The organism is Rhodopseudomonas palustris (genome assembly GCF_003031265.1).
GTDB lineage: Bacteria > Pseudomonadota > Alphaproteobacteria > Rhizobiales > Xanthobacteraceae > Rhodopseudomonas > Rhodopseudomonas palustris_H.
Genome location: NZ_CP019966.1, coordinates 1,860,736 through 1,883,198, shown reverse-complemented (window position 1 = coordinate 1,883,198; position 22,463 = coordinate 1,860,736). Strand labels below are relative to the sequence as shown.

19 protein-coding genes are annotated in these 22,463 nt (G+C 65.5%); 14 read left to right on the top strand and 5 right to left on the bottom strand.

Translation table 11 applies throughout. From position 1 onward, the window contains the following. Positions 1-10: 10 nt before the first annotated feature. Complete coding sequence (locus RPPS3_RS08710; protein WP_234820217.1) at positions 11-1,024, bottom strand: tartrate dehydrogenase; 1,014 nt, start codon at positions 1,022-1,024, stop codon at positions 11-13. 308 nt (positions 1,025-1,332) lie between these two features. On the opposite strand from RPPS3_RS08710, the gene RPPS3_RS08705 reads away from it, so the two are divergent. The 6 genes from RPPS3_RS08705 to RPPS3_RS08680 all read left to right on the top strand — a co-directional run bounded on the left by RPPS3_RS08705 (position 1,333) and on the right by RPPS3_RS08680 (position 8,412). Further along, positions 1,333-2,547, top strand: coding sequence for an ABC transporter substrate-binding protein (locus RPPS3_RS08705; RefSeq protein WP_234820215.1), 1,215 nt, complete (start codon positions 1,333-1,335; stop codon positions 2,545-2,547). A 197-nt stretch (positions 2,548-2,744) separates the two neighbouring features. Next, entirely contained in the window at positions 2,745-3,620 is an 876-nt protein-coding gene (locus RPPS3_RS08700) for a branched-chain amino acid ABC transporter permease (protein WP_107343717.1), read from the top strand. 1 nt (position 3,621) lies between these two features. Next, positions 3,622-4,545, top strand: a complete 924-nt coding sequence (locus tag RPPS3_RS08695) for a branched-chain amino acid ABC transporter permease (RefSeq protein WP_107343716.1) — start codon at positions 3,622-3,624, stop codon at positions 4,543-4,545. Continuing rightward, the gene (locus tag RPPS3_RS08690; RefSeq protein WP_199852200.1) at positions 4,545-6,029 is read left to right on the top strand and encodes an ATP-binding cassette domain-containing protein; all 1,485 of its coding nucleotides are present in this window, start codon (positions 4,545-4,547) and stop codon (positions 6,027-6,029) included. The genes RPPS3_RS08695 and RPPS3_RS08690 overlap by 1 nt, the downstream gene beginning before the upstream one ends. Positions 6,030-6,071: 42 nt before the next feature. After that, complete coding sequence (locus tag RPPS3_RS08685) at positions 6,072-6,851, top strand: SDR family oxidoreductase (protein WP_107343714.1); 780 nt, start codon at positions 6,072-6,074, stop codon at positions 6,849-6,851. Positions 6,852-7,035: 184 nt separating this feature from the next. Next, positions 7,036-8,412, top strand: a complete 1,377-nt coding sequence (locus RPPS3_RS08680) for a GH1 family beta-glucosidase (protein WP_107343713.1) — start codon at positions 7,036-7,038, stop codon at positions 8,410-8,412. Positions 8,413-8,429: 17 nt separating this feature from the next. Here RPPS3_RS08680 and RPPS3_RS08675 read toward each other — a convergent pair whose 3' ends face one another. Continuing rightward, on the bottom strand, positions 8,430-9,542 hold the full coding sequence (locus tag RPPS3_RS08675) for an SbmA/BacA-like family transporter (protein WP_107343712.1): 1,113 nt from the start codon (positions 9,540-9,542) through the stop codon (positions 8,430-8,432). 137 nt (positions 9,543-9,679) lie between these two features. Here RPPS3_RS08675 and RPPS3_RS08670 point away from each other — a divergent pair, with 137 nt between their 5' ends. The 6 genes from RPPS3_RS08670 to RPPS3_RS08645 all read left to right on the top strand — a co-directional run bounded on the left by RPPS3_RS08670 (position 9,680) and on the right by RPPS3_RS08645 (position 15,869). Then, positions 9,680-11,113 carry an amidase gene (locus RPPS3_RS08670; protein WP_107343711.1) on the top strand — a complete coding sequence of 478 codons (1,434 nt, stop codon included), beginning with the start codon at positions 9,680-9,682 and terminating at the stop codon, positions 11,111-11,113. A gap of 99 nt (positions 11,114-11,212) precedes the next feature. After that, positions 11,213-11,440 carry a ferredoxin gene (locus tag RPPS3_RS08665; protein WP_107343710.1) on the top strand — a complete coding sequence of 76 codons (228 nt, stop codon included), beginning with the start codon at positions 11,213-11,215 and terminating at the stop codon, positions 11,438-11,440. 69 nt (positions 11,441-11,509) lie between these two features. Then, positions 11,510-12,709: a cytochrome P450 gene (locus RPPS3_RS08660; RefSeq protein WP_107343709.1), complete on the top strand. Its 1,200-nt coding sequence runs from the start codon at positions 11,510-11,512 to the stop codon at positions 12,707-12,709. Positions 12,710-12,731: 22 nt separating this feature from the next. Further along, positions 12,732-13,397: a sulfite oxidase-like oxidoreductase gene (locus RPPS3_RS08655; protein ID WP_107343708.1), complete on the top strand. Its 666-nt coding sequence runs from the start codon at positions 12,732-12,734 to the stop codon at positions 13,395-13,397. A 232-nt stretch (positions 13,398-13,629) separates the two neighbouring features. Beyond that, the gene (locus RPPS3_RS08650; protein ID WP_107343707.1) at positions 13,630-14,853 is read left to right on the top strand and encodes a bifunctional alpha/beta hydrolase/OsmC family protein; all 1,224 of its coding nucleotides are present in this window, start codon (positions 13,630-13,632) and stop codon (positions 14,851-14,853) included. Positions 14,854-14,906: 53 nt separating this feature from the next. Further along, a complete protein-coding gene (locus tag RPPS3_RS08645; protein WP_107346512.1) occupies positions 14,907-15,869 on the top strand; it encodes a fatty acid desaturase family protein in 963 nt (320 codons plus the stop codon). A 439-nt stretch (positions 15,870-16,308) separates the two neighbouring features. Here the strand turns inward: RPPS3_RS08645 and RPPS3_RS08640 are convergent, their stop codons facing one another. From RPPS3_RS08640 to paaZ, 3 genes are all read right to left on the bottom strand, one after another. Beyond that, positions 16,309-17,046 (bottom strand): hypothetical protein, encoded by a 738-nt coding sequence (locus RPPS3_RS08640; protein ID WP_107343706.1) that lies wholly within the window; start codon positions 17,044-17,046, stop codon positions 16,309-16,311. Positions 17,047-17,287: 241 nt separating this feature from the next. Further along, complete coding sequence (locus tag RPPS3_RS08635; RefSeq protein ID WP_107343705.1) at positions 17,288-18,304, bottom strand: quinone oxidoreductase family protein; 1,017 nt, start codon at positions 18,302-18,304, stop codon at positions 17,288-17,290. 73 nt (positions 18,305-18,377) lie between these two features. After that, a complete protein-coding gene (gene paaZ / locus RPPS3_RS08630; RefSeq protein ID WP_107343704.1) occupies positions 18,378-20,417 on the bottom strand; it encodes a phenylacetic acid degradation bifunctional protein PaaZ in 2,040 nt (679 codons plus the stop codon). 225 nt (positions 20,418-20,642) lie between these two features. Here paaZ and paaI point away from each other — a divergent pair, with 225 nt between their 5' ends. Continuing rightward, positions 20,643-21,116: a hydroxyphenylacetyl-CoA thioesterase PaaI gene (paaI, locus tag RPPS3_RS08625; RefSeq protein ID WP_107343703.1), complete on the top strand. Its 474-nt coding sequence runs from the start codon at positions 20,643-20,645 to the stop codon at positions 21,114-21,116. Between the two features lie 14 nt (positions 21,117-21,130). After that, positions 21,131-22,462, top strand: coding sequence for a phenylacetate--CoA ligase PaaK (gene paaK / locus RPPS3_RS08620; RefSeq protein ID WP_107343702.1), 1,332 nt, complete (start codon positions 21,131-21,133; stop codon positions 22,460-22,462). Position 22,463 lies beyond the last annotated feature (1 nt).

Below are 22,463 nucleotides of genomic sequence, written 5' to 3'. Positions count from 1 at the left end.
AGCGGAGCGCTTACTCCACCATCTCGGCCACGCCCTTGCCACAGGCCGAGGTGTCGGCCTGACCGCCGAGATCACGGGTGCGGAGCGTGCGCTCCTCCAAGGTGCGTTCGATCGCCTTGACGATCGAATCCGCCGCCTGCTTCTCGCCGAGGTGCTCCAGCATCATCGCGCCCGACCAGATCATCCCGATCGGATTGGCGATGCCTTGGCCGGCGATATCCGGCGCCGAGCCGTGCACCGGCTCGAACACGCTCGGGAAGTCGCCTTCCGGATTGATGTTACCCGACGGGGCAATGCCGATGGTGCCGGTGCAGGCCGGGCCGAGGTCGGACAGGATGTCGCCGAACAAATTGGAGCCGACCACCACGTCGAACCAGTCCGGATGCAGCACGAAGTGCGCCGTGAGGATGTCGATGTGGTACTTGTCCCACTTCACCTCCGGGTAGCTCTTCGCCACCGCTTCGACGCGTTCGTCCCAATACGGCATCGTGATCGAGATGCCGTTCGACTTGGTGGCTGAGGTGAGATGCCGCTTCGGCCGCGACTGCGCCAGCTCGAACGCGAACTTTAGAATGCGATCGACGCCGACACGGGTCATCACCGACTGCTGGGTGACGAACTCACGCTCGGTGTCCGGGAACATCCGGCCGCCGACCGACGAGTATTCGCCCTCGGTGTTCTCGCGCACCACCCAGAAATCGATATCGCCCGGCTGGCGGCCGGCGAGCGGCGACGGCACCCCGGGCATCAGCCGCACGGGACGCAGGTTGACGTACTGATCGAACTCGCGGCGGAACTTGATCAGCGAACCCCACAGCGAAATGTGATCCGGAATCTTCGCCGGCCAGCCGACGGCGCCGAAGAAGATCGCATCATGCCCGCCGATCTTCTCCTTCCAGTCGTCCGGCATCATCTGGCCGTGCTTTTCGTAATAGTCGTAGCTGGCGAAATCGAAATGGTCGAACACCAGTTTGACCCGATGTTTCTTCGCCGCGGCTTCGAGCACACGCAGTCCTTCCGGCATCACTTCCTTGCCGATGCCGTCGCCTGCGATCACGGCGATGCGATACTGATCCTTGCTCTGATTCAATTCGGTTCCCCTTTGTGTCGCGCGTGGCGCGGCTTCATCTGGCCCAAAGTACGCTGGCGTTCAACGCTGCGCTGCACATAGCGAATCCGCGTGAATGCGAAAGCATTGTGCTTGCCTGCGACAAAACGCGCGCTACACTTTTCGTGGCTGATCAACAAGCCGCCGGCCAACGCGCCACCAAACAAAGACAATAAAGAGGAAACGCCATGTCTCCAGCCCCCTCGAATGTCCGTTCGTGGTCGATGCGCGCTATGGTCGCCGCGACTGCGCTCGGATTCGGAGCTTCGTCGGCACTCGCAGCCGACCCGATCAAGATCGGCGTGATCGCCGAAGCGCAGGCGATCGCCGGCGCGTCGATTCCGCAGGCCGCGCAGCTCGCCGCTGAAGAAATCAACGCCAAAGGCGGCATCGACGGCCGCAAGATCGAGATCGTCAGCTACGACAACCACTCGTCGTCCGCCGATTCCGTGCGCGCCTTCCAGCGCGCTGTGAATGAGGACAAGGTCAACGTGGTGATCGCCAGCTACATCTCGGAAGTTGTGCTGGCGCTGATGCCCTGGGCGTCGCGGCTAAAAACGCCGTTCGTGACGCCGGGCGCAGCGTCGAACGAGATCACCAAGGCGGTCAACAAGGACTACGAAAAGAACAAATACACCTTCCACGGCTATCTGACCTCGGGCGAGCTCGCCCAGTCGGTGTGCGATGCCGCGAAGGATCTGCTGGTCGACGCCCGGCAGATGAAGACGGCCGTGATCATGAGCGAGGACGCCGCCTGGACCAAGCCGCTCGACGTCGGCTACCAGGAGTGCCTGCCGAAGGTCGGGCTCAAGGTGCTCGACCACATTCGGTTCTCGCCCGACACCACCGATTTCACGCCGATCTTCAATAAGATCGAAGGCTCGAAGCCGGACGTGATCATCACCGGCATCTCGCATGTCGGCGTGCAGCCGACGGTGCAGTGGAAGAACCAGCAGGTGCCGATCCCGATGTTCGGCATCTCCTCCCAGGCCACCAACGAGACCTTCGGCAAGGACACCAACAACGCGTCCGATGGCGTGCTGTATCAAGGCGTGTCGGGCCCCGGCGTCGCGGTGACGTCGAAGTCGGTGCCGTTCGCCGAGAACTTCAAGAAGAAGTACGGCAACTATCCATCTTACGCCGGTTACACGGCCTATGACGAGGTCTATTACATCGCCGAAGCGGTGAAGCGCGCCGGCTCTACCGACGGCGAGAAGCTGGTCGAGGCGCTGGAAAAGACCGATTACGAAGGCACGATCGGCCGCGTCCAGTTCTACGGCAAGGACGAGCCGTTCACCCACGGCCTGAAATACGGCAAGGGCCTGCTCACCGGTCTGATGCTGCAATGGCAGGACGGCAAGCAGGTCGCGGTGTGGCCGCCGGAAGTGGCCAAAGCCAAGATCAAGTTCCCGGCCTTCATCAAGGCTGCTGCGAACTGACCGCTTCAACGAATGCTCCCGCCGGCAACGACGGGAGCATTTTTCGTCCGGCTGCAAGCTTCTCCACATCGTCATTCCGGGGCGTGGGCGACGCCCGCGAACCCGGAATCTCAGAACAACTCGGGATTCCGGGTCTGCGCGCCGGCGGCGCGCATCCCGGAATGACGTACCGGATTTGGCCAAACTGAAGGTCCCGAATGCTCGCCCTGCAAATCCTGATCGACGGTTTCGCCATCAGCGCGCTGTATGCGCTGGGCGCGACCGGGTTCACGTTGATCTTCGGCGTCTCCGGCGTGCTCAACCTGTCGCACGGCGCCATCATGGTTGCCGCCGCGGTTGCGGCCTGGGCAGCGTCGAGCACGTTCGGCGTCGGCAGTTACGCCGGCGCGCTGATCGGCATCGCCACCGCGCTGGTGATCGCGCTGCTCACCTATTTCGCGGTGGTGCAGCCGATCCAGCGCTCGCGGCGGATCGCCAATGAGGAGAAGGAAATCTTCGTTCTCACCGGCACCCTGCTGTGGGGCATCATGATCCAGGAGGCGATCGCCTACCTGTTCACCAACAACGCCAAGACCGTGCTGCCGATCGTCAACGGAGTGGTCGAGATCTTCGGCGTCCGCACCCCGCGCAACGAGATCTTCACCGCGGTGGTCTGCTGCCTGGTGATTGCGCTGCTGTGGCTTTTGGTGAACCGCACCAAGATCGGCAAGGCGGTGCTGGCTGCCTCGATGAACCCGCGCGGCGTCACCCTGCTCGGGCTCGAGCTCACCAACATCTATGTCGTGGTGTGGATCATCTACGGCGTGCTCGCCGGCATCGCCGGCGTGCTGCTCGGCATGTTCCTCGGGGTGTCGTCCTACAGTGTCGGGCCGCTGACCGCGAGCGCGTTTTCGATCGTGGTGCTCGGCGGGCTCGGCAGCGTCTCCGGCTCGCTGATCGCTGCTTTCGTGGTCGGCTATCTCGAAACCTTCACCGCCTACATGATCTCGCCGGCCTACCGCACCATCCCGGCGCTGCTGCTGTTGGTGACGGTGATGTATCTGCGGCCTCAGGGCCTGCTCGGGAGGCGCTGAGATGGGGTTCTTTACATCACGCTTGTTCTGGATCGCGCTGCTGGTGGTCGCAGTCGCCTCGACACTGCCACTCTATGTCTCGGGCTACATTCTCGGCCTGCTGACGGTGGCGTTCTATTTCGGCGTATTCGCGATGGCCTGGGACCTGCTGTTCGGCTTCGCCGGCGAGGTCAATTTCGGTCCGACCTTCCTGATCGGCGTCGGCGCCTACACCGCCGGCATCATCAACAATCAATACGGCGTGTCGCCGTATTTCTGCATCTTCATCGGTGCGATGGCCTCGGTGGTCGCCGGCTTCATCCTGGCGCTACCGGCGCTAAGGGTGCGCGGGCCGTATTTCGGCCTGACCACTCTGGTCGCGGTGCTGATGCTGCAGAACTTCATCGTGGTGTTTGCCGACCTCACCGGTGGTGAGATCGGCCTGACCATTCCGGACGTCATCACCATCAACGCCGGTGCCAATTACTGGATCGCGCTCGGCTTCATGACGGTGAGCGGCGCCATCCTGTACGGCCTGTCGCAATCGCCGATCGGCCTGGTGCTGCAGGCCTCGGGCCAGGATCCGGTGCAGGCCGGCGCACTCGGCTTCAACATCGTCAAGCACAAGCTGTTCGCCTTCGTGGTCAGTGCCTTCTTCTCCGGCCTGTCCGGCGCGCTCTTGGTGTTCTACTTCGGCACCGCCTCGGTCGGCACCGTAGTCGACGTCGCAGTCGGCGTGAACGTGATTGTGGCCGCCGTGCTCGGCGGACGACGCACCGTGATCGGCGCTGCGCTCGGCGCGGTGTTTCTGATCGTCGCCGGCGAATTCCTGCGTCCGACCGGCGAACTCGCCACCTTCATCGTCTCGGCGATCGCTCTGCTCGTCGTGCTTTTCTTCCCCGGCGGCTTCCTCGGAGCAGCCATGTCGCGTGAGGCCCGGACTTGATGGACGCCGTCACCAGCAACTTCGCTCCCACCCTCGAAGTCCGCGGTCTGACCAAACGGTTCGGCGGTCTCACCGCAGTCAAGAACCTGTCGTTCGACCTGCGCGCTGGCGAGATTTTCGGCCTGATCGGGCCGAACGGGTCAGGCAAATCCACCGCGATGAAATCGATCATGGGGATCGAGCGCCCGACCGCCGGCGAGGTCATGTTTCAGGGCGAGAACGTCGCCGGCCTGCCGGCGCATAAGATCGCCCGCAAGGGCTTCGGCATGGTGTTTCAGCATTCGCGGCCGCTGAATCGGCAGACCGTGCTGGAAAACATCATGGTGGCGCTGCTGCCCGACAGCCTGCTGGCGCTGTTTCACGATCGGGCGCTGGTCGAACGCGCCGAGGCGATTGCCGAACGTGTCGGCCTCGGCGCGGTGATGCGGCGGAAGCCGCCGACGCTGCCGTTCGCCGACCTGCGCCGCCTCGAATTGGCCAAAGCGATCGCGCGCGATCCCAAGGTCGTGCTGGTCGACGAGCCGTTCGCCGGCCTGACGCTGGCGGAGGTCGGCACCTTCTCCGAACTGATCGCCGGCTTCCGCGACGAAGGCCGCGCGGTGCTGCTGGTCGACCACAACGTCAAGAGCGTCGCAGCGCTGGTCGACCGCGTGCTGGCAATGTATCTCGGCGAAGAGATCTGCACCGGCGCCGCCGGCGAGGTGATGAAGAACGAGACGGTGCGCCGGGTGTATCTCGGCGGCGCGATCGAGACCTCGGCGCGACCCGAGACCAGCTTTCACGACAAGGTCCCGCTGCTGCAGGTCGAGAACGTCAACGTGTTCTACGGCAAGGCACAGGCGCTCGAGAACGTCTCGATCCACGTCCACGAGGGCGAGTTCGTCTCGGTGGTCGGACTCAACGGCGCCGGCAAGACCACGCTGTTCAACACTATCTCCGGGCTGCTGCCCTACACCGGCGCGATCAAGCGCGGCGGCGAAGTCCTGCGTGGCACCTCGGCGGCCAAGATTGCCCGCGACGGCATCGTGCAGTGCCCGGAATCCCGCGAATTGTTCGGCGAGATGACGGTGCGCGAGAATCTCGACCTCGGCGGCTATCACCTCGCCGACGACGTCCGCGACAAACAGATCGAATGGCTGTTCGATCTGTTTCCGATCTTGCGGGAACGCCATGGTCAGCTCGCGCAGACCTTGTCCGGCGGCGAGCAGCAGATGCTCGCGATCGGCCGCGCGCTGATGATGCAGCCGAAGATCCTGATCCTGGACGAGCCGACGCTCGGGCTCGCGCCAGTGATCCTGGAGCAGCTGTCAAAGGCGCTGGAGAAGCTGCGCCAGACGTCGTCGATCACCGTGCTGCTCGGCGAACAGAACGTCACCTTCGCGCTGCCGCACGCGGACCGTGTCTATGTGCTCGAACACGCCCGCATCGTCTGGGAAGGCGATCCGGCGCGCTTTGCCGCCGAGGCCGGAGAGGGCTATCTGTAACGGCGGCGTCCGGCCGAACCGGACCTCACCGAAGGGCACTCGATGGACCTGCATCTGCGCGGCAAGCGCGTCCTCATCACCGGCGCGTCGAAGGGCATCGGCGCCGCCGCGGCCGAAGCTTTCGCCGAGGAAGGCTGTCACCTGCGGCTCGCCGCCCGCAACAAGGATGCGCTGGAAGCCCTCGCCGCCCGGCTCCGCGACCAGCACGGCGTCGGCGTCGCAGTCCACATCGCCGACCTGCGCAACAAGACGGACCTGTCGCAGCTCGCCGCTCAGGCGACGGATATCGACATCCTGGTCAACAACGCGGGCGATATTCCGCGCGGCACGATCGATGCGATCGACGATGCGACCTGGCGCCATGCGTGGGATCTGAAAGTGTTCGGCTTCATCGATCTCACCCGCTTGGTGTACGCGCAGATGAAGGCGCGCGGCGGCGGCGTTATCATCAACGACATCGGCGCGGCCGGCGAACGGCTCGACCCCGGTTATATCTGCGGCTCTGCCGGCAACGCTGCGCTGATGGCGTTCACCCGGGCGCTCGGCAGCCGCAGCCTCGCCGACAACATCCGCGTCGTCGGCATCAATCCCGGCCCGGTCGGCACCGATCGCTATCTCGGGCGGATGAAGGGCCGCGCCAAAGCCGAACTCGGCGACGAGAGCCGCTACCTCGAATTGCAGAAGAACCTTCCGCTCGGCCGCCCGGCGCAGCCGCGCGAGATCGCCGACCTGATGGCCTATCTGGCGTCCGACCGGTCCGGCTACACCACCGGTGCGATCTTCTCGGTCGATGGCGGCCTCAGCGCTGGCTGGCCGGCCTGAACTGCAACGGCCGCGCCGGCCGCAACGCAGCCATGACGGTGCTGCCGCGCAGGCCTTTCGCCACAGCCGTGCCGCAACGGATCGTCAACCGCACGGGCGTCACAACGTCGCTGTTTGATTCAACGCAAGCGGCGCCGTCAGCGCCGCGGCGTATCAAATGACACCAGCAATCGGAGATTTCGCCATGGCCTCATCGCTCACCCCTCCCGCATCTGAGCCCATGCCCGGTTTGCCGGTGCTGTCGCACATCCGCAAAGACTTCATCTGGGGCGTGTCGACGGCGAGCTTCCAGATCGAAGGCGCCGCCAACGAAGACGGCCGCGGCCAGAGCATCTGGGACGTGTACTGCCGCGCCGGCTACGTCGCCAACAACGACACCGGCGACGTCGCCTGCGATCACTATCATCGCTATCAGGAAGACGTCGCGCTGATGAAGGCGCTCGGGATTCAGGTGTATCGGTTTTCGATCGCCTGGCCGCGGATCTTCCCGCAAGGTACCGGCGCGATCAACGAGCCCGGCCTCGCCTTCTATGATCGCCTGATCGACGCGCTGGAAGCTGCCGGCATCGAGCCGTGGATCTGTCTGTATCACTGGGATCTGCCGCAAGCGCTGGAAGAGCGCGGCGGCTGGATGAACCGCGAGATCGTCGGCTGGTTCGCCGACTATGCCCGGGTGATCGGCGAGCGCTACGGCAAGCGGGTGAAGCACTTCGCGACCTTCAACGAGCCCGGCATCTTCAGCCTGTTCAGCCGCTCATTCGGCGCGCGCGACCGCAGCGCGGATGAAAAGCTGCATCGCTGGATTCATCACGTCAATCTGGCGCACGGCGCCGCCGTCGACGTGCTGCGCGAGACCGTCCCCAACGCCAAGATCGGATTGGTCACCAACTATCAGCCGGTGTACCCGTCGAGCGACAAGCCGGAAGACGTCGCCGAGGCAAAGCTGATCAGCGACTATTGGAATCGCGCTTTCGCCGACCCGCAGTATCGTGGCGAATACCCCGACCTGATCCGCGACGCCATCAAGCCGTTCATCCAGCCGGGCGACATGGAGCGCATCCACCGGCCGCTCGACTGGTTCGGCCTGAACCACTACAGCCCCGTCTATATCAACTCCGATCCGAACGCGATCGTCGGGCTCGGCTGGGGCCCGAAGCCGGCAGGCATTCCGCGCTCGCCGATCGACTGGACGATCGAGCCGGACGCCTTCCGCGATACACTGGTCGAGATCAGCCGCCGCTACGGCAAGCCGGTCTACGTCACCGAGAACGGCTACGGCAGCAATATCGAAAAACCCGACGCCAACGGCGAGGTGATCGACCCCGGCCGTATCGCCTTCCTGCGCGATTACATCACCGCGCTCGACCAGGCGGTCGCCGCCGGCGCCGATGTCCGCGGCTACATGGTCTGGTCGCTGCTCGACAATTTCGAATGGGAATCCGGCTACAGTGTCCGCTTCGGGCTGATCTACATCGACTATGCGACGCTGCGCCGGATCCCGAAGGCGTCGTTCAACTGGTTCGCCGACGTAATCCGTCACGCCCGCGGCGCGAGCGCCTGAAGCAGCAGGCGGGGCTTTTACGACGACGCCAATTCGCGCGACGCCTCGGCTGGCGTCGCCGGCGTGCGGTCCGGCATCGCATCGATCGCGGCCAGCAGAGCCGCGACACGGTTGGCCGACGAGCGCCAGTCCGCCAGCCGCTGATAATTGTCGACCAGCCAGTTCACCGCGCCCTGCACGGTGACGAACGCCGCCGCGCTCTGCGTCACCTCGCCGAGCGTCATCGCGCCGGCGAGATATTTCGGAAAGCACAGGAAATACGCGGCGACCGGCGCGAACAGGAAGTTGCTGTGCGACACCAGCGTCATGTCGACGAGCTGCCAGCACAACTCGCGCCACGACCGCAGCACCTCCTGCAGCCGCCGCGCCAGCTTCGCCATCCAGGCCTTCTCGTCGGCCTCGCTGGCGGGACGCCCGCCCCGCATCACCTCGGCCGCGGCCCGGAATTCCGCCTCGTTCTGATTTCGACGCTCGCTGATGCTGGTCATGCGCCGGCCGAACCACAGCATCAGCGCGGTCATCAGGGTGGAATACCCGACCACGCCGACCACCAGATAGCCCGGGATCTCGGCGCGATGACCGAACACGCTGATGTCGATGCTGCCGCCGACGCTCCACAGCACACTGAAGAAGGTCAGCGCTGTCAGCACCGACGACAGAAACGCCAGAATCAGATCGACCGGTGAGTCGGTGGCGATCCGGACGTCCTCGGCGAGGCGATATTCCGGGTTCTCGGCGCCGTGATCTGTACCATCGATTGGGACGTTGTGGTCCTTTCGCGACCAGCGCGCCAGGATTTCACATGTCATGGACTCGCGCCATTTGCGCTGCCCGGTCATGCGGCCCCACACCGAGGTCGCAGCGACCAGCACGCTGGTGGCGGCCAGCATCACGAATATCCCGGTCTGCGTCCACAAGGCGCCGGCATCACGTCGTTCGAGTGCATCGAAGAAATGCCGATTCCACAAATTGAGATAAAACTGAACCAGCAGTTGTGCGAGCACCACGCCGATCAGCACCACGATCAGGCCCGTGACGCGCGGCTTGCCGCTCAGCCAAAATCTGCGGGACAGCAGCCAGAACCCGGTCAGGTTGTGGCCGTTGGAGTCGTTATGTGAGAAGAGTCCCATGACGCGATATAAGGCCCGGACCGGCAGGTTGTGAAGCGGTCCGGGGTACCCATTGCGTCTAGTCTTGGTATCCGGTCCAAAAGCGCTGACGGTGATGTACTGATACCGCCGCGCGATCAACTCAGGGGAGTTACAGGGTGGCGGCAGATCAGGCGCTGGTAAAGGAAACCGCTTGTGCAGTGGTCGACAAGCTCAAGTCCGGCGAGGTGACGCCGATCGAGGTTCTCGATGTGCTGCAAGAGCGGATTGCCGAAGTCGACGGCGCCGTCAATGCTCTCCCCACGCTGTGCTTCGATCGCGCGCGCGCTCACGCCGCCGAGCTGATGAAAAAACCGCCGGCGGAGCGCGGTCTTCTGGCCGGTCTGCCGGTGCCGATCAAGGATCTCACCGCGGTCGCAGGCGTGCTCACCACCCAGGGCTCGCCGATCTACAAGGACAATGTCCCGGCGCGCTCCGACCTGATGGTCGAGCATCTCGAAGCCAATGGCGGCGTAGTCTACGCCAAGTCGAACACGCCGGAATTCGGCGCCGGCGCCAATACGTTCAACGAAGTGTTTGGCGCGACGCGCAACCCGTGGGATCTGTCGCGCTCGGCGGCGGGCTCGTCCGGCGGCGCCGCGGCGGCCCTTGCATCGGGCACCGCATGGCTGGCCCACGGCTCGGACATGGGCGGTTCGCTGCGCAATCCGGCGAGCTTCTGCGGCATCGTCGGCTTACGTCCCAGCTTCGGCCGAGTCGCGCACACCCCGGCGGCAAAGATCGACCGCAATCTCGGCGTCCAGGGCCCGATGGCCCGCAATGTCGAAGACGTCGCGCTGCTGCTCGACGCGATGAGCGGTGAATACGCCGCCGACCCGCTGTCGATCCCCTCGCCCGCCACCTCGTTCCTCGCTGCAGCGCGGTCGCGGCAGAAGCCGCTGCGCGTGGCGTATTCGCCCGACCTCGGCATCACGCCGGTCGATCCGGAAGTCGCCGCCGTTACCCGCAAGGCGGCCGAACGCTTCGCCGAAGCCGGCGTGATCGTCGAAGAGGCGCAGCCCGATCTGTCCGAAGCACATGAGTGCTTCCAGGCGTTGCGCGCATTCGACTTCGCGATCAGCAAGGCCGATCTGCTGCGCACCAAGCGCGACCTGCTGAAGCCGGAAGTGATCTGGAATATCGAACAGGGCCTGAAGCTCAGCGTCGACGATCTCGCCAAGGCCGAGGCGCAGCGGGTGGCGATGGCGGCGCGCGCGATCGAGTTCTTCAAGACCTACGATCTGCTGCTGTGCCCGGCAACGATCACCGCGCCGTTCCCGGTCGAGCAGCGCTACCTCGCCGAATGCAACGGCCACACCTTCGACAACTATGTCGAATGGCTCGGCATCGTCTATGCGATCACGCTGGTGTGCTGCCCGGCCCTGTCGCTGCCTTGCGGCTTCACCGCAACCGGGCTGCCGATCGGCCTTCAGATGGTGGCAAAACCGCGCAACGAAGCCGGCCTGCTCGCCGGCGCCGCACTGCTCGAGGATATCCTCGGCCTGAAGAGCACCACCCCGATCGACCCGCGCCCGGCGCCTGCCAGCCTGTAGGCGCCCTCGGGACTGGCGGTTGCAACACGCTGTGCTACTCTCACGCGTGTTGCAACACCGATAGATCCGCCGACAAAGGCGGACGATAGGGAAACGCCAATGTCCGATCACCTGAGAGCGTCCGAGACGCTGAAAATCCACGTCGACCAGGACAAGTGTCAGGGCCATGCGCGCTGCAAAGCGCTGGCTCCTGAATTGTTCGAGCTCGATGACTATGGAAATGCCCACGAAACCGGCGACGGCACGGTGCCTACCGCGCTGATCGACCAGGCATGGCTGGCCAAGTCCAACTGCCCCGAGAACGCGATCGTCATCGACGAAGCTTGATCACTCCGCCTTCTCCCCGTTCGAGCGGCGCCAAGACCGCACCGACATTCAGCAGAGGAAACGCCAGACATGAGCGAACGCGCACCCGTCACCGACTGGGTCAACGACTTCGACCACACCGATCCGCGCTGGACCGAGAACCCCTACCCGATCTGGGACGAGCTGCGCTCGGCAAGTCCGCTGGTCCACACCGACCGGTTTCTCGGCTGCTACATGCCGACCACCTTCGCGGCGGTGAAAGAAATCTCCTACGACACCGATCACTTCTCATCGCGGCGGATCATCGTCCGCAACGTCCGCTCGGCATCGCCGCCGCCGGCACCGCCGATCACCTCCGATCCGCCCGAGCACAAACCGGCCAAGCGGCTGCTGTTGCCGCCGTTCACGCCCGATGCGGTCGCCAAGCTCGAGCCGCGGGTGCGCGCGATCTGCAATGAACTGATCGATGCTTTCATCGAGGACGACGGCTGCGACGCCGCCACCGCCTACACCAAGCACATTCCGGTGAAGACCATCTGCCACATGCTCGGCATTCCGGAAGACGACAGCGACATCTTCATTCGCTGGATTCACGAGATCCTCGAACTCGGCATCAATGACGATGCCATCCTGATGAAGGCGGTGTTCGAAATGAGCGCCTACTTCGCCGGCCATATCGAGCACCGCAAGCAAAAGCCGACCGACGACCTGATTACCACGCTGATGAACGCCCGCGACGACAAGGGCCAGCCGCTGTCGGACGCGCATGTGCTCGGCTCGCTACGGCTGTTGCTGATCGCCGGCATCGACACCACCTGGAGCGCGATCGGCGCGGCGCTATGGCATCTTGCCACGCATCCGGCCGACCGTGAGCGGCTGCTGGCCGAGCCGGAGCTGATGCCGACCGCGATCGAAGAATTCCTGCGCGCCTACTCGCCGGTGACGATGGCCCGCGAGGTGATGAAAGAAACATCGATCGCCGGCTGCCCGGTGAAGCCGGGCAATATGGTGCTGTTGTCGTTCCCCGCCGCTAACCGCGATCCATCGGTGTTTCCCGAGGCCGACCGCGTGATGATCGATCGCAAGGAGAATCCGCATGTCGCGTTCGGGCTCGGCATCCATCGCTGCGTCGGTTCCAATCTGGCGCGGATGGAGATGACGGTTGCGATCGAGGAGTGGCTGAAGCGGATTGCTTCGTTTAGGCTCGACCCGTCACAAAAAGTGCGTTGGTCAGAGGGCACAGTCCGGGGCCCGCGCAGCCTGCCGCTGCTGTTCGGCAAGCCGAGCTGAGCCCCCGCCCGAAAGGTCGCCGATGTCCGACGATGCCGAACTGCCGCCGGAGTCCAAACTCACCCGCAGCAAACAGCGCTGGGCGGCAGAAGGCAAATTTCTCACCGGCCGGCACGTCCGGCCGGATGAGCAACGGCTGCCGCCGGGCCAGCATCTGGTGAAAGACTGGCCGGTGCTCGATCTCGGCCTGACGCCGCAGATCGGCCGCGACCGCTGGCGGCTCGACGTCTATGGCGCGGTGGCGCAGCCGGTGTTTTGGGATTGGGCGCAGTTCATCGCCCAGCCGCAGGCCGACATCGTCTCCGATATTCATTGCGTGACCACCTGGTCGCGCTACGACAATCGCTGGCAGGGGCCCGCGACACGAACGCTGCTCGACGCCTGCCAGCCGACCGATGCCGCCCGCTACGTCGTGCTGCACAGCTACGACGGCTACACAACTAATCTATCGATCGAAGACTTCGCCGCCGCGGATGCGATGATCGCACACAGCTGGTCTGGCGCGCCGCTCGATCAGGAACACGGCGGCCCGGTGCGTCTGGTCGTGCCGCATCTATATTTCTGGAAGAGCGCGAAGTGGCTGCAGGCCATCGAATTCCGCGACGACGACGCGCCCGGCTATTGGGAGCTCCGCGGCTATCACAACCGCGGCGATCCATGGGCCGAGCAGCGCTATTCGAGTGATTGACGCCGCGCGGGTCATTCGGGGCGCGCCGACAGGCGCGAACCCGGAATCTCGAGGTGCTCTGCACTTCTGGATTCCGGGTTAGCGCTCCGCGCGCCCCGGAATGACGATCTGTGGCGAAGAGAGTCCACCCGTCATTGCGAGCGAAGCGAAGCAATCCAGCCTCGTGCACTGAAGTGGATTGCTTCGTCGCTTCGCTCCTTGCAATGACGAAGAGACATCAGGAGTACTCAAGATGCCCACCGAACGTTTCCAATTTCCAGGCAGCGGCGGGCATCAACTTGCGGCAGCGCTCGATCTGCCGGATGCGCAGCCACTCGCCTATGCGCTCTTCGCGCATTGCTTCACCTGCAGCAAGGACAACCTCGCGGCGCGGCGGATTTCGGCGGCGCTGGCGGCGCGCGGCATCGCTGTCCTGCGGTTCGACTTCACCGGATTGGGCGCCAGCGAGGGAGAGTTCGAGAACGCGACGTTCTCGTCCAACGTCGCCGACCTCGTGCTGGCCGCCGATCATCTGCGGTCGTCGCATCGGGCGCCGTCGCTGCTGATCGGGCACAGCCTCGGCGGCGCTGCGGTGCTGGCAGCCGCGGCGCAGATCCCGGAGGCGAAGGCGATCGCAACCATTGCGGCGCCGTCCGATCCGTCGCACGTCACCGGACTGTTTGCCGGTGATATCGAGACGATCCGCGCTGAAGGACAGGTCGATGTTTCGCTTGCCGGCCGGCCGTTCACGATCAAGCGCGAGTTTCTCGACGACATCGCAGAACACAATCTGATGGCCGAGATCGCCAAGCTGCACAGAGCGCTGCTGATCCTGCACGCGCCGACCGACGACACCATCGGCATCGACAACGCTACCAAGATCTTTGTCGCGGCGAAGCATCCGAAGAGCTTCGTCTCGCTCGATCACGCCGACCATCTGCTGAGCGATCGTCGTGACGCGACCTACGCGGCGAGCGTGATCGCCGCCTGGGCGCAGCGCTACATCGACGCCGAGCCGCCGGCCCCGACCGCCGGCGCGCCCGAAGTGCCGCGCCTCGTCACCGTGCAGGAGACCGGCGACGGCAAGTTCCAGCAGCAGATCAGCGTTGGTCCGCATCGGCTGCTGGCCGACGAGCCGGCCAGCGTCGGCGGCCACGACAGCGGGCCGGGGCCGTACGACCTGCTGCTGTCCGCGCTCGGCGCCTGCACCTCGATGACGCTGCGGCTCTATGCCGAACGCAAGGCGCTGCCGCTCGATCGCGTCACGGTGACGCTGAGCCACGCCAAGATTCACGCCGAGGATTGCGCCGAATGCGAAACCAAGGTCGGTCTGCTCGACCGCATCGAGCGGGTGATCGGCATCGAGGGTGACCTCTCCGCCGAGCAGCGCGCCAAGCTGATCGAGATCGCCGACAAATGCCCGGTGCACCGCACCCTCACCTCGGAAGTCAGCATCATCACGCGCAGCGCCGATTGACGCTGCCGGCCGCTTCCCCGACACTGCCGAAAAACAACATCAGGGAGGCGGCGATGCCGGCAGTGGCGCGGATCGATCCAAAAACGATCTTCACGTCCGACGAATGGGCGCAGCTGACGCATCGCAGCTCGGCTCGCGGCCTGTGGCTGGTGGCGCATGCCTGGGGCTGTATCGCCCTCGCCGTCGCGCTGGTGACGATCTGGCCGAACCCGCTGACCTGGCTGATTGCGGTGATGATCGTCGGCACCAGGCAGCTCGGCCTCGCCATCCTGATGCACGAGGCGGCGCATGGCGGTCTGCACCGCAATCCGAAGCTCAACGAGTGGATCGGGCAATGGCTATGCGCGGTGCCGGTCGGCGCCGACCTGCCGGCGTATCGGCGCTATCATCTGCAGCATCACAAATACACCCAGCAGCCGGAGGATCCGGATCTGGTGCTGTCGGCGCCGTTCCCCATCAGCAAGGACAGCTTCGCCCGCAAGGCGATCCGCGACCTCACCGGGCAAACCTTCGTCAAGCAGCGGCTGCCGGCGTTGAAGGCGCTGTTCGCGCCGATGGACAGCGGCGCGCCGAAGCACGACAGCTTCGTCGCGAGCGGCAAAGCGCGCACCCAGCGTTTCCTCGCGGCCAATGCCGTGTTGCTGCTGCTGTTCTGGCTGGCCGGCGCCGGGGTTTGGTTCGTCGGCGTCTGGCTGGTGGCGATGGCGACTTGGCTGCCGCTGGTGACGCGGGTGCGCAACATCGCCGAACACGCCTGCACCTCGACCGGCGCCGATCCGTTCAGCCAAGCCCGCACCACGCTGGCCAATCCGCTGGAGCGCGCGCTGATCGCTCCGTATTGGGTCAACTACCACGCCGAGCATCATCTGTTCATGTACCTGCCCTGCTACAATCTGCCGGAAGCGCACCGGCTGCTGCAGCAAAAGGGCCTGCTCGACCGCGTCACCGTAGCGCCGTCGTATCGCGACGTGCTGAAACTGGCGACGACGCGGCCGCGCGCGGTGGCGGCGGAGTAGCTGCCCCCTGCTCCTCGGATCAGCGCCGGACGCCTCTGCGTCGTCATCCCTCGCCTCCTTCATCCCCCTTTCTCCTCCTTCATCACCACTTCCTCCTTCATCCTCACCCCTTTCTCCGTCGTCATCCCATTTCCGCCGTCATCCCCCGCGCATGCGGGGGATCCAGTGCGCCCGTGGCGCAACTTCCGCACGGCGCAACGAGCGCTCTGGGATACTGGATCGTCCGGACGAGCCGGACGATGACGGTTATGCTTGGAGCGAGCGCTCCGCTCTGCGCTGCCCTCTTGCCCTGCCTACCGCGACCATCGATTCAAATCCCAAACAGCCATGCCTGCGCAGTCTCGCGGCGCCGACGGCGTCCGAGTTGTGCGCCCGTCGCTATCGCAGCGAGGGGCGGATCATCGCGTGGTCGCGCGACGAGACGGTCGCCGCCGGCGTTTCAGCGCCGCCGGACACCGATGGTGTAGGACGGCCGCTGCGCGGCTTCGCGCTGGCTTCGGATCAGGCGCAGATCGTCGTCGAGGTAGATGTTTTCCATCATCGGCTTGGCCTGAAACGACTTCGCCAGCCGCTTCGCTGACGCCGCGTCAAGGCCGCTGAGGTCGGGAGCGCCCAGGGTGGCGTTCGGAGCCTCGGCGCGATCGAGCTTCTGTGCCAGCACCGCGTCGACCCATGCCTCGGCATCGTCGATGCTGAGGCCCTTGTCGCGCCGGCCGCGTGCGACCTCGATGCCGATATTCTCGATCAGCCACCGCCCGCCTGTGACCTCGAACCGCTGCACCAGCATCAGATTGCAGGCGAGGCCGAGGGGCGTCAGCCTGTGCAGCAGCGCGTTCTGGTGCCCCGGCGCATGGTGCGCGACGTTGGCGTAGAAGCCGCGGTCACGGAAGATCTGGTAGGACTGCGAAGAAATCCGGCCCGGCAGCGCATGGTGAAACGGGATGGTCGACCACACCGGCGTCCACACCCCGATCACCGCCGCGACCTGATCCTCGGCGCGCGGATGCGGATTGCGCCGCGTCAGCTCGTCGACATAGGGCGCGAGCGCGCCGTCGAGCAAAGCGAGCTTTTCGCTCAGCCGCTTGTCGTCCTGCCCTTCCACCAGTTGCAGCAGCCGGGTCTTGAGGGCCTGCGTACTCTGCGTCGCGAGATCGGCACCGCTCACCTTGTCCAGCATCGGCAGGGGTCTCCGGTCGGAGCGAACGTCACACCTGCACGACGGACCGCTCTTGCCGCTCCGCCGGGGTGGCCGGTCGCCGCTCGATCGGGGCACCCGGCGGAACTTCAACCATCGCCGGAGTGGCAAGGTTCCTGTTTGGAAACCGGTATAATAAGCGGGTCAACCGCGCGGGCGACGTGATGAATGAGCCGGCAGCGAAACATCCGTCGGCTTCGACGTGCTACCGAGTCGAAAAGAACTAATCGGGCCTGATGATCACCCGGTCGCGCGACGAGCTTGCCACCGCGCGATACGCGGCCTGTGCTTGATCGAGCGGGTAGATCGCCCCATCGACGATCGGGAACGGCTTGAGATGGCCGCCGGCGAAGCCGTCGCCGAGCGAGCGCAGCGCCTCGCCGGTCGCGACCGAGGAGAACGCCAGCGTGTCGATGCCGACGTAAGTGTGCTGGCCGCGATAGAACGCGAGGATGTCGAACTCGACGATGCGGTGAACCGCAGCGATCAGGATCTGCCGGCCGCGCAGCGCCAGGCACTGGTTCGCCACCTTGAAGTACGGATCGCCGACGGTGTTGAACACCACGTCGGCGCCCTTGCCGCCGGTGAGGTCGCGCACCTTGGCGGCGACGTCGGTGGACGATGAGTCGATGATCTCGACCGGCGCGCTGGCATGGCCCGCATAGGCTTCCGCCTTGCGCACCACACCGATCACACGCGCGCCGCGCCAGCTCGCGATCTGCGCCGCCGCCTGCCCGACCTTGCCGTTGATGCCCATGATCGCCAGCGTCTCGCCGGCCGCGAGCGCGGCGCGGCGCAGGCCTTCGGTCGCGGTGACGAACGGCACGCCGATGCCGGCCGCCTCTTCCCACGACACGCTCGCCGGCTTCTCGACCAGCGCGTCGGCCTCTACGATCAAGTGGCTCGCATGGGTGCCGTCGCGGCGGATGCCGAGATCGCCGGACGAGCCGAACACATCGCGGCCGATCCATTCGGCAGGACCGTCGACGACCCGGCCGGCGAAATCGCGGCCCGGCGTGCGGGGAAACACCGCATACGGCATCAGCCCGGTCGCGGCTTTGACGTCGGACGGATTGACCGCCGCCGCCTTCACCTCGATCAGCACCTCAGAGGACGCGCGCCGCGACAGCCGCAGGGGCTCGATGACCGGCTCGATCGCCGCGACATCAGCGGCCTTGTAGTGCAGGCGAACGCAACGTGCCTCGATCGACATCGCAGCGGTAACAGAGGAATCGGACATGGTGGCGGTCTCGGCAGGAAAACGGCGCCGCGCGCGAGCGGCACCGCGTTGTGCCAGATTCCGCCGCGGCGGGCTATGCGGCCGGCCGGGAGCTCATCGTCAACAGATCATAACGCGCCACCGGTTCGCCGTTCTGGTTGACGACTTCGACGTCCCAGCGCACCTCGCCATATTCCGGCCGCCGCGCCGGCGACTTCTGCTTCACGGTGAGCTTCACCTTGATGCTATCGTCGGGAGAGACGGGTTTCAGGAAACGCAGATTGTCGAGCCCGTAATTGGCGAGCAGCGGACCCGGCGCCGGATCGACGAACAGGCCGGCGGCGAACGCCAGGATCAGATAGCCGTGGGCGACACGGCCGGGGAAGAACGGATTGGCCTTGGCGGCCGCCTCGTCCATATGGGCGTAGAAGGTGTCGCCGGTGAAATGCGCGAAGTGCTCGATGTCTTCGAGCGTGATCGGCCGGCTCGCGGTCTCGATGCTCTGGCCGACGGCGAGCTGATTGTAGTTCAGCTTGAATGGATGCACTTCGGCGGCAGGCGCCGGAGCGCCGCGCGTCCAGGTGCGGGTGAGGCGCGCAAGACGGCGCGGCGAGCATTGGATCGCGGTGCGCTGCATGTAGTGATACACGCTGCGCAAGCCGCCGAGCTCCTCGCCGCCGCCGGCCCGGCCCGGTCCGCCGTGCAACAGCGCCGGCAGCGGCGTGCCGTGACCGGTGGATTCTGCCGCATCGTCGCGATCGACGATCAGCAGCCGGCCGTGGAACGGCGCCAGACCGAGGATCATCTGCTCGGCGATCGCATCGTCATCAGTGAAGAGCGACGCCACCAGGCTGCCCTCGCCGCGACGCACCAGCTCGATCGCCTGAGCGACATCGTCATAGGCCAGCACGGTGGCGACCGGGCCGAACGCCTCGGTGGCGTGAACGTGGCTAGCCTGCATCGGCTCGCGCGCGCGGAGCAACACCGGCGCCATGTAGGCACCCGCCTGGGCGTCAATGCCCTCACCTTCGCAAGCGTTCGGATCGCCGAACACGATCTCGGCCTCACTCTGCAGCGTCGTGATCGCGGCTCGCACCGCCTCGCGCTGGCCGCGGCTGACCAAGGGGCCCATCGCCTTGTCGTCGCGGCGCGGATCACCGAGCCTGACGTCGGCGAGCTTGACCTTCAGAGCCTCGACCACTGCGGCCTCCTGCGCGCGCGGGACCAGCACGCGGCGGATCGCGGTGCATTTCTGCCCGGCCTTGGCGGTCATCTCGCGCACGATCTCGCGGACGAACAGATCGAACTCCGGCTCGGCCGGCGTGATATCAGGGCCGAGAACCACGGCGTTCAGCGAGTCGCGCTCGGCGATGAAGCGCATCGAATGCCGCGCGACGTTCGGATGCGCGCGCAGCTTCTCCGAGGTCTGTAACGAGCCGGTGAAAGCGATCACGTCCTGGCCGTTCAGATGATCGAGCAGATCGCCAAGACCGCCGCAGACAAGCTGCAGCGCGCCTTGCGGCAGCAGCTTCGACTCGTCGATCAGCTTGACCAGCGCCTCCGCCACATAGGCTGTCGCCGTCGCCGGCTTGGCGATCATCGGCACGCCCGCCAGCAACGCCGGCGCGAGCTTTTCAAGCAGCCCCCAGCACGGGAAATTGAACGCATTGATATGCACCGCGACGCCGTGCAGCGGCGACAGGATGTGCTGGCCGACGAAGCTGCCGCGCTTCGACAAGGCCTCGACCTCGCCCTCGGTGATGAAATTTGCATCCGGCAACTCGCGGCGGCCGCGCGATGCGAAAGCCGCGAGCGTGACGAGACCGCCATCGATGTCGATCGCGTTATCGCGGCGGTTGGCGCCGGTGTCGGCCGCGAGCGCGTAGAGCTGTTCCTTGCGCTCGCCCAAGTAAGCGCCGAGCGCCTTCAACATATCGGCGCGCTGGTGAAACGTCATCGCCCGCAGCTTCGGCCCGCCGACCTGCCGGGCATGGCGGACGATGGCCGCAAAATCGAGTCCCGCGCTGGACGCACGCGCCACGACGCGGCCGTCGATCGCGCTCGGAATATCGACCAGCCCGGCCCCCGGTGTTTCCCAGCGATCGCAGGCGAGGCTTTGCAGGATGGCGGTCATGGCGTCTCTCCCCGACGTGTGGTCCGCGATCGCGGCGCGGTTTGACGTCCGCGCCGGCCGTTGACACGATGATTGCTTGGGCTAATAATTGACTGACCGATCGTTCAATTCAAGAGGCTTTGCGAAAGCCCGCGACGTGAGGGAGAGAAACGTGACCGACCTGATCGCCGATCAGGCGTCGTGGCCTTGCGCCATGTCGCTGTCTTGCGTTTGCAGGAGCCCGCAGTGACCGTGGCGGCTTCGCAGACCCAGGCCGAACCATCGCCGGACCAACTGGCGCGAGCCTGCGCCGACGCGATGTGGGCGAACGATCACGCCAGCAAGGCGCTCGGCATGGAGATCGTTGAGATCGGCGCCGGGGTCGCGACGCTGGCGATGACGGTGACCACCGACATGGTCAATGGCCACGGCATCGCCCATGGCGGCTTCATCTTCACCCTCGCCGACTCGGCCTTCGCCTACGCCTGCAACTCCTACAACGACTCGACCGTCGCGGCGCAGGGCGCGATCACCTTCATCCGCCCCGGCAAACTCGGCGCCCGGCTGGTCGCCGCGGCGCGCGAAGTGTCGCGCTCCGGCCGCAGCGGCATCTACGACGTCCGCGTCACCTCGGGTTCGACGGTGATCGCCGAATTCCGCGGCCATTCGCGCTCGATCGGCGGCACGTTGGTGCCCCCGCAACAACCAGACCCACGCTGAGGGAGGAGACGGCGATGGCCGCAACCGTGCACCAGATCAAGCCGGGCACCTACAATCCCGAACTCGACGACGCCGAACGCGCCTCGCGCGATGAGATCGTCGCGCTGCAGACCAAGCGGCTGGCCTGGTCGCTGAAGCACGCCTACGACAACGTCGCGCACTACAAAGCCGCGTTCGACCGCAAGGGCGTGCATCCGTCGGACTTCCACCAGTTGAGCGACCTGTCGAAGTTTCCGTTCACGGTGAAGACCGACCTGCGCGACAACTACCCGTTCGCGATGTTCGCGGTGCCGCGCGAAAACCTGGTGCGCGTCCACGCCTCGTCCGGCACCACCGGCAAGCCGATCGTGGTCGGCTACACGCAGAAGGACATCGACACCTGGGCCACCGTGATGGCGCGCTCGCTGCGCGCCGCCGGCGCGCGGCGAGGCATGATCATTCACAATTCCTACGGCTATGGCCTGTTCACCGGCGGCTTAGGCGCCCACTACGGCGGCGAGAAGCTCGGCTGCACCGTCGTTCCGGTGTCCGGCGGCATGACCGAGCGGCAGGTGCAGCTGATCAACGACTTCCGCCCCGACGTCATCACCGTGACGCCGAGCTACATGCTGGCGATCCTCGATGAATTCAAACGCCAGGGCCTCGACCCGCGGCAGTCCTCGCTGAAATACGGCGTGTTCGGTGCCGAGCCGTGGACAAACGCGATGCGCGCCGAGATCGAGCAGGCATTCGACATGGACGCAACCGATATCTACGGGCTGTCGGAAGTAATCGGCCCCGGCGTCGCGCAGGAATGCGTGGAGACCAAGGACGGCCTGCACATCTGGGAGGATCACTTCTATCCGGAAGTGATCGATCCCGAGACCGGCGACGTGCTGCCCGATGGCGAAAAGGGCGAACTGGTGTTCACCTCGCTGACGAAGGAAGCTTTCCCGGTGATTCGCTATCGCACCCGCGACCTGACGCGGCTGCTGCCGGGCACCGCGCGGCCCGGGATGCGGCGCATGGAGAAGATCACCGGCCGCTCCGACGACATGATCATCCTGCGCGGCGTCAACGTGTTTCCGACCCAGATCGAGGAGGTGCTGCTCGGCACCGACTGGTGCGGCGGCCACTTCATCATCGAGCTGACGCGCGAAGGCCGGATGGACGAGATGACGGTGCTGGCCGAAGCGCGGCCCGAAAGCTGGGACGGCGCCGGCCTGGTGCCGCACGCCGAACGCGTCGCGCACCTGATCAAGAACACCATCGGCATCTCGACCACCATCAAGGTGGTGCCGCCCGACACGCTGGAGCGCTCACTCGGCAAAGCCCGGCGCGTGTTCGATAAGCGGCCGAAGGGCTAGC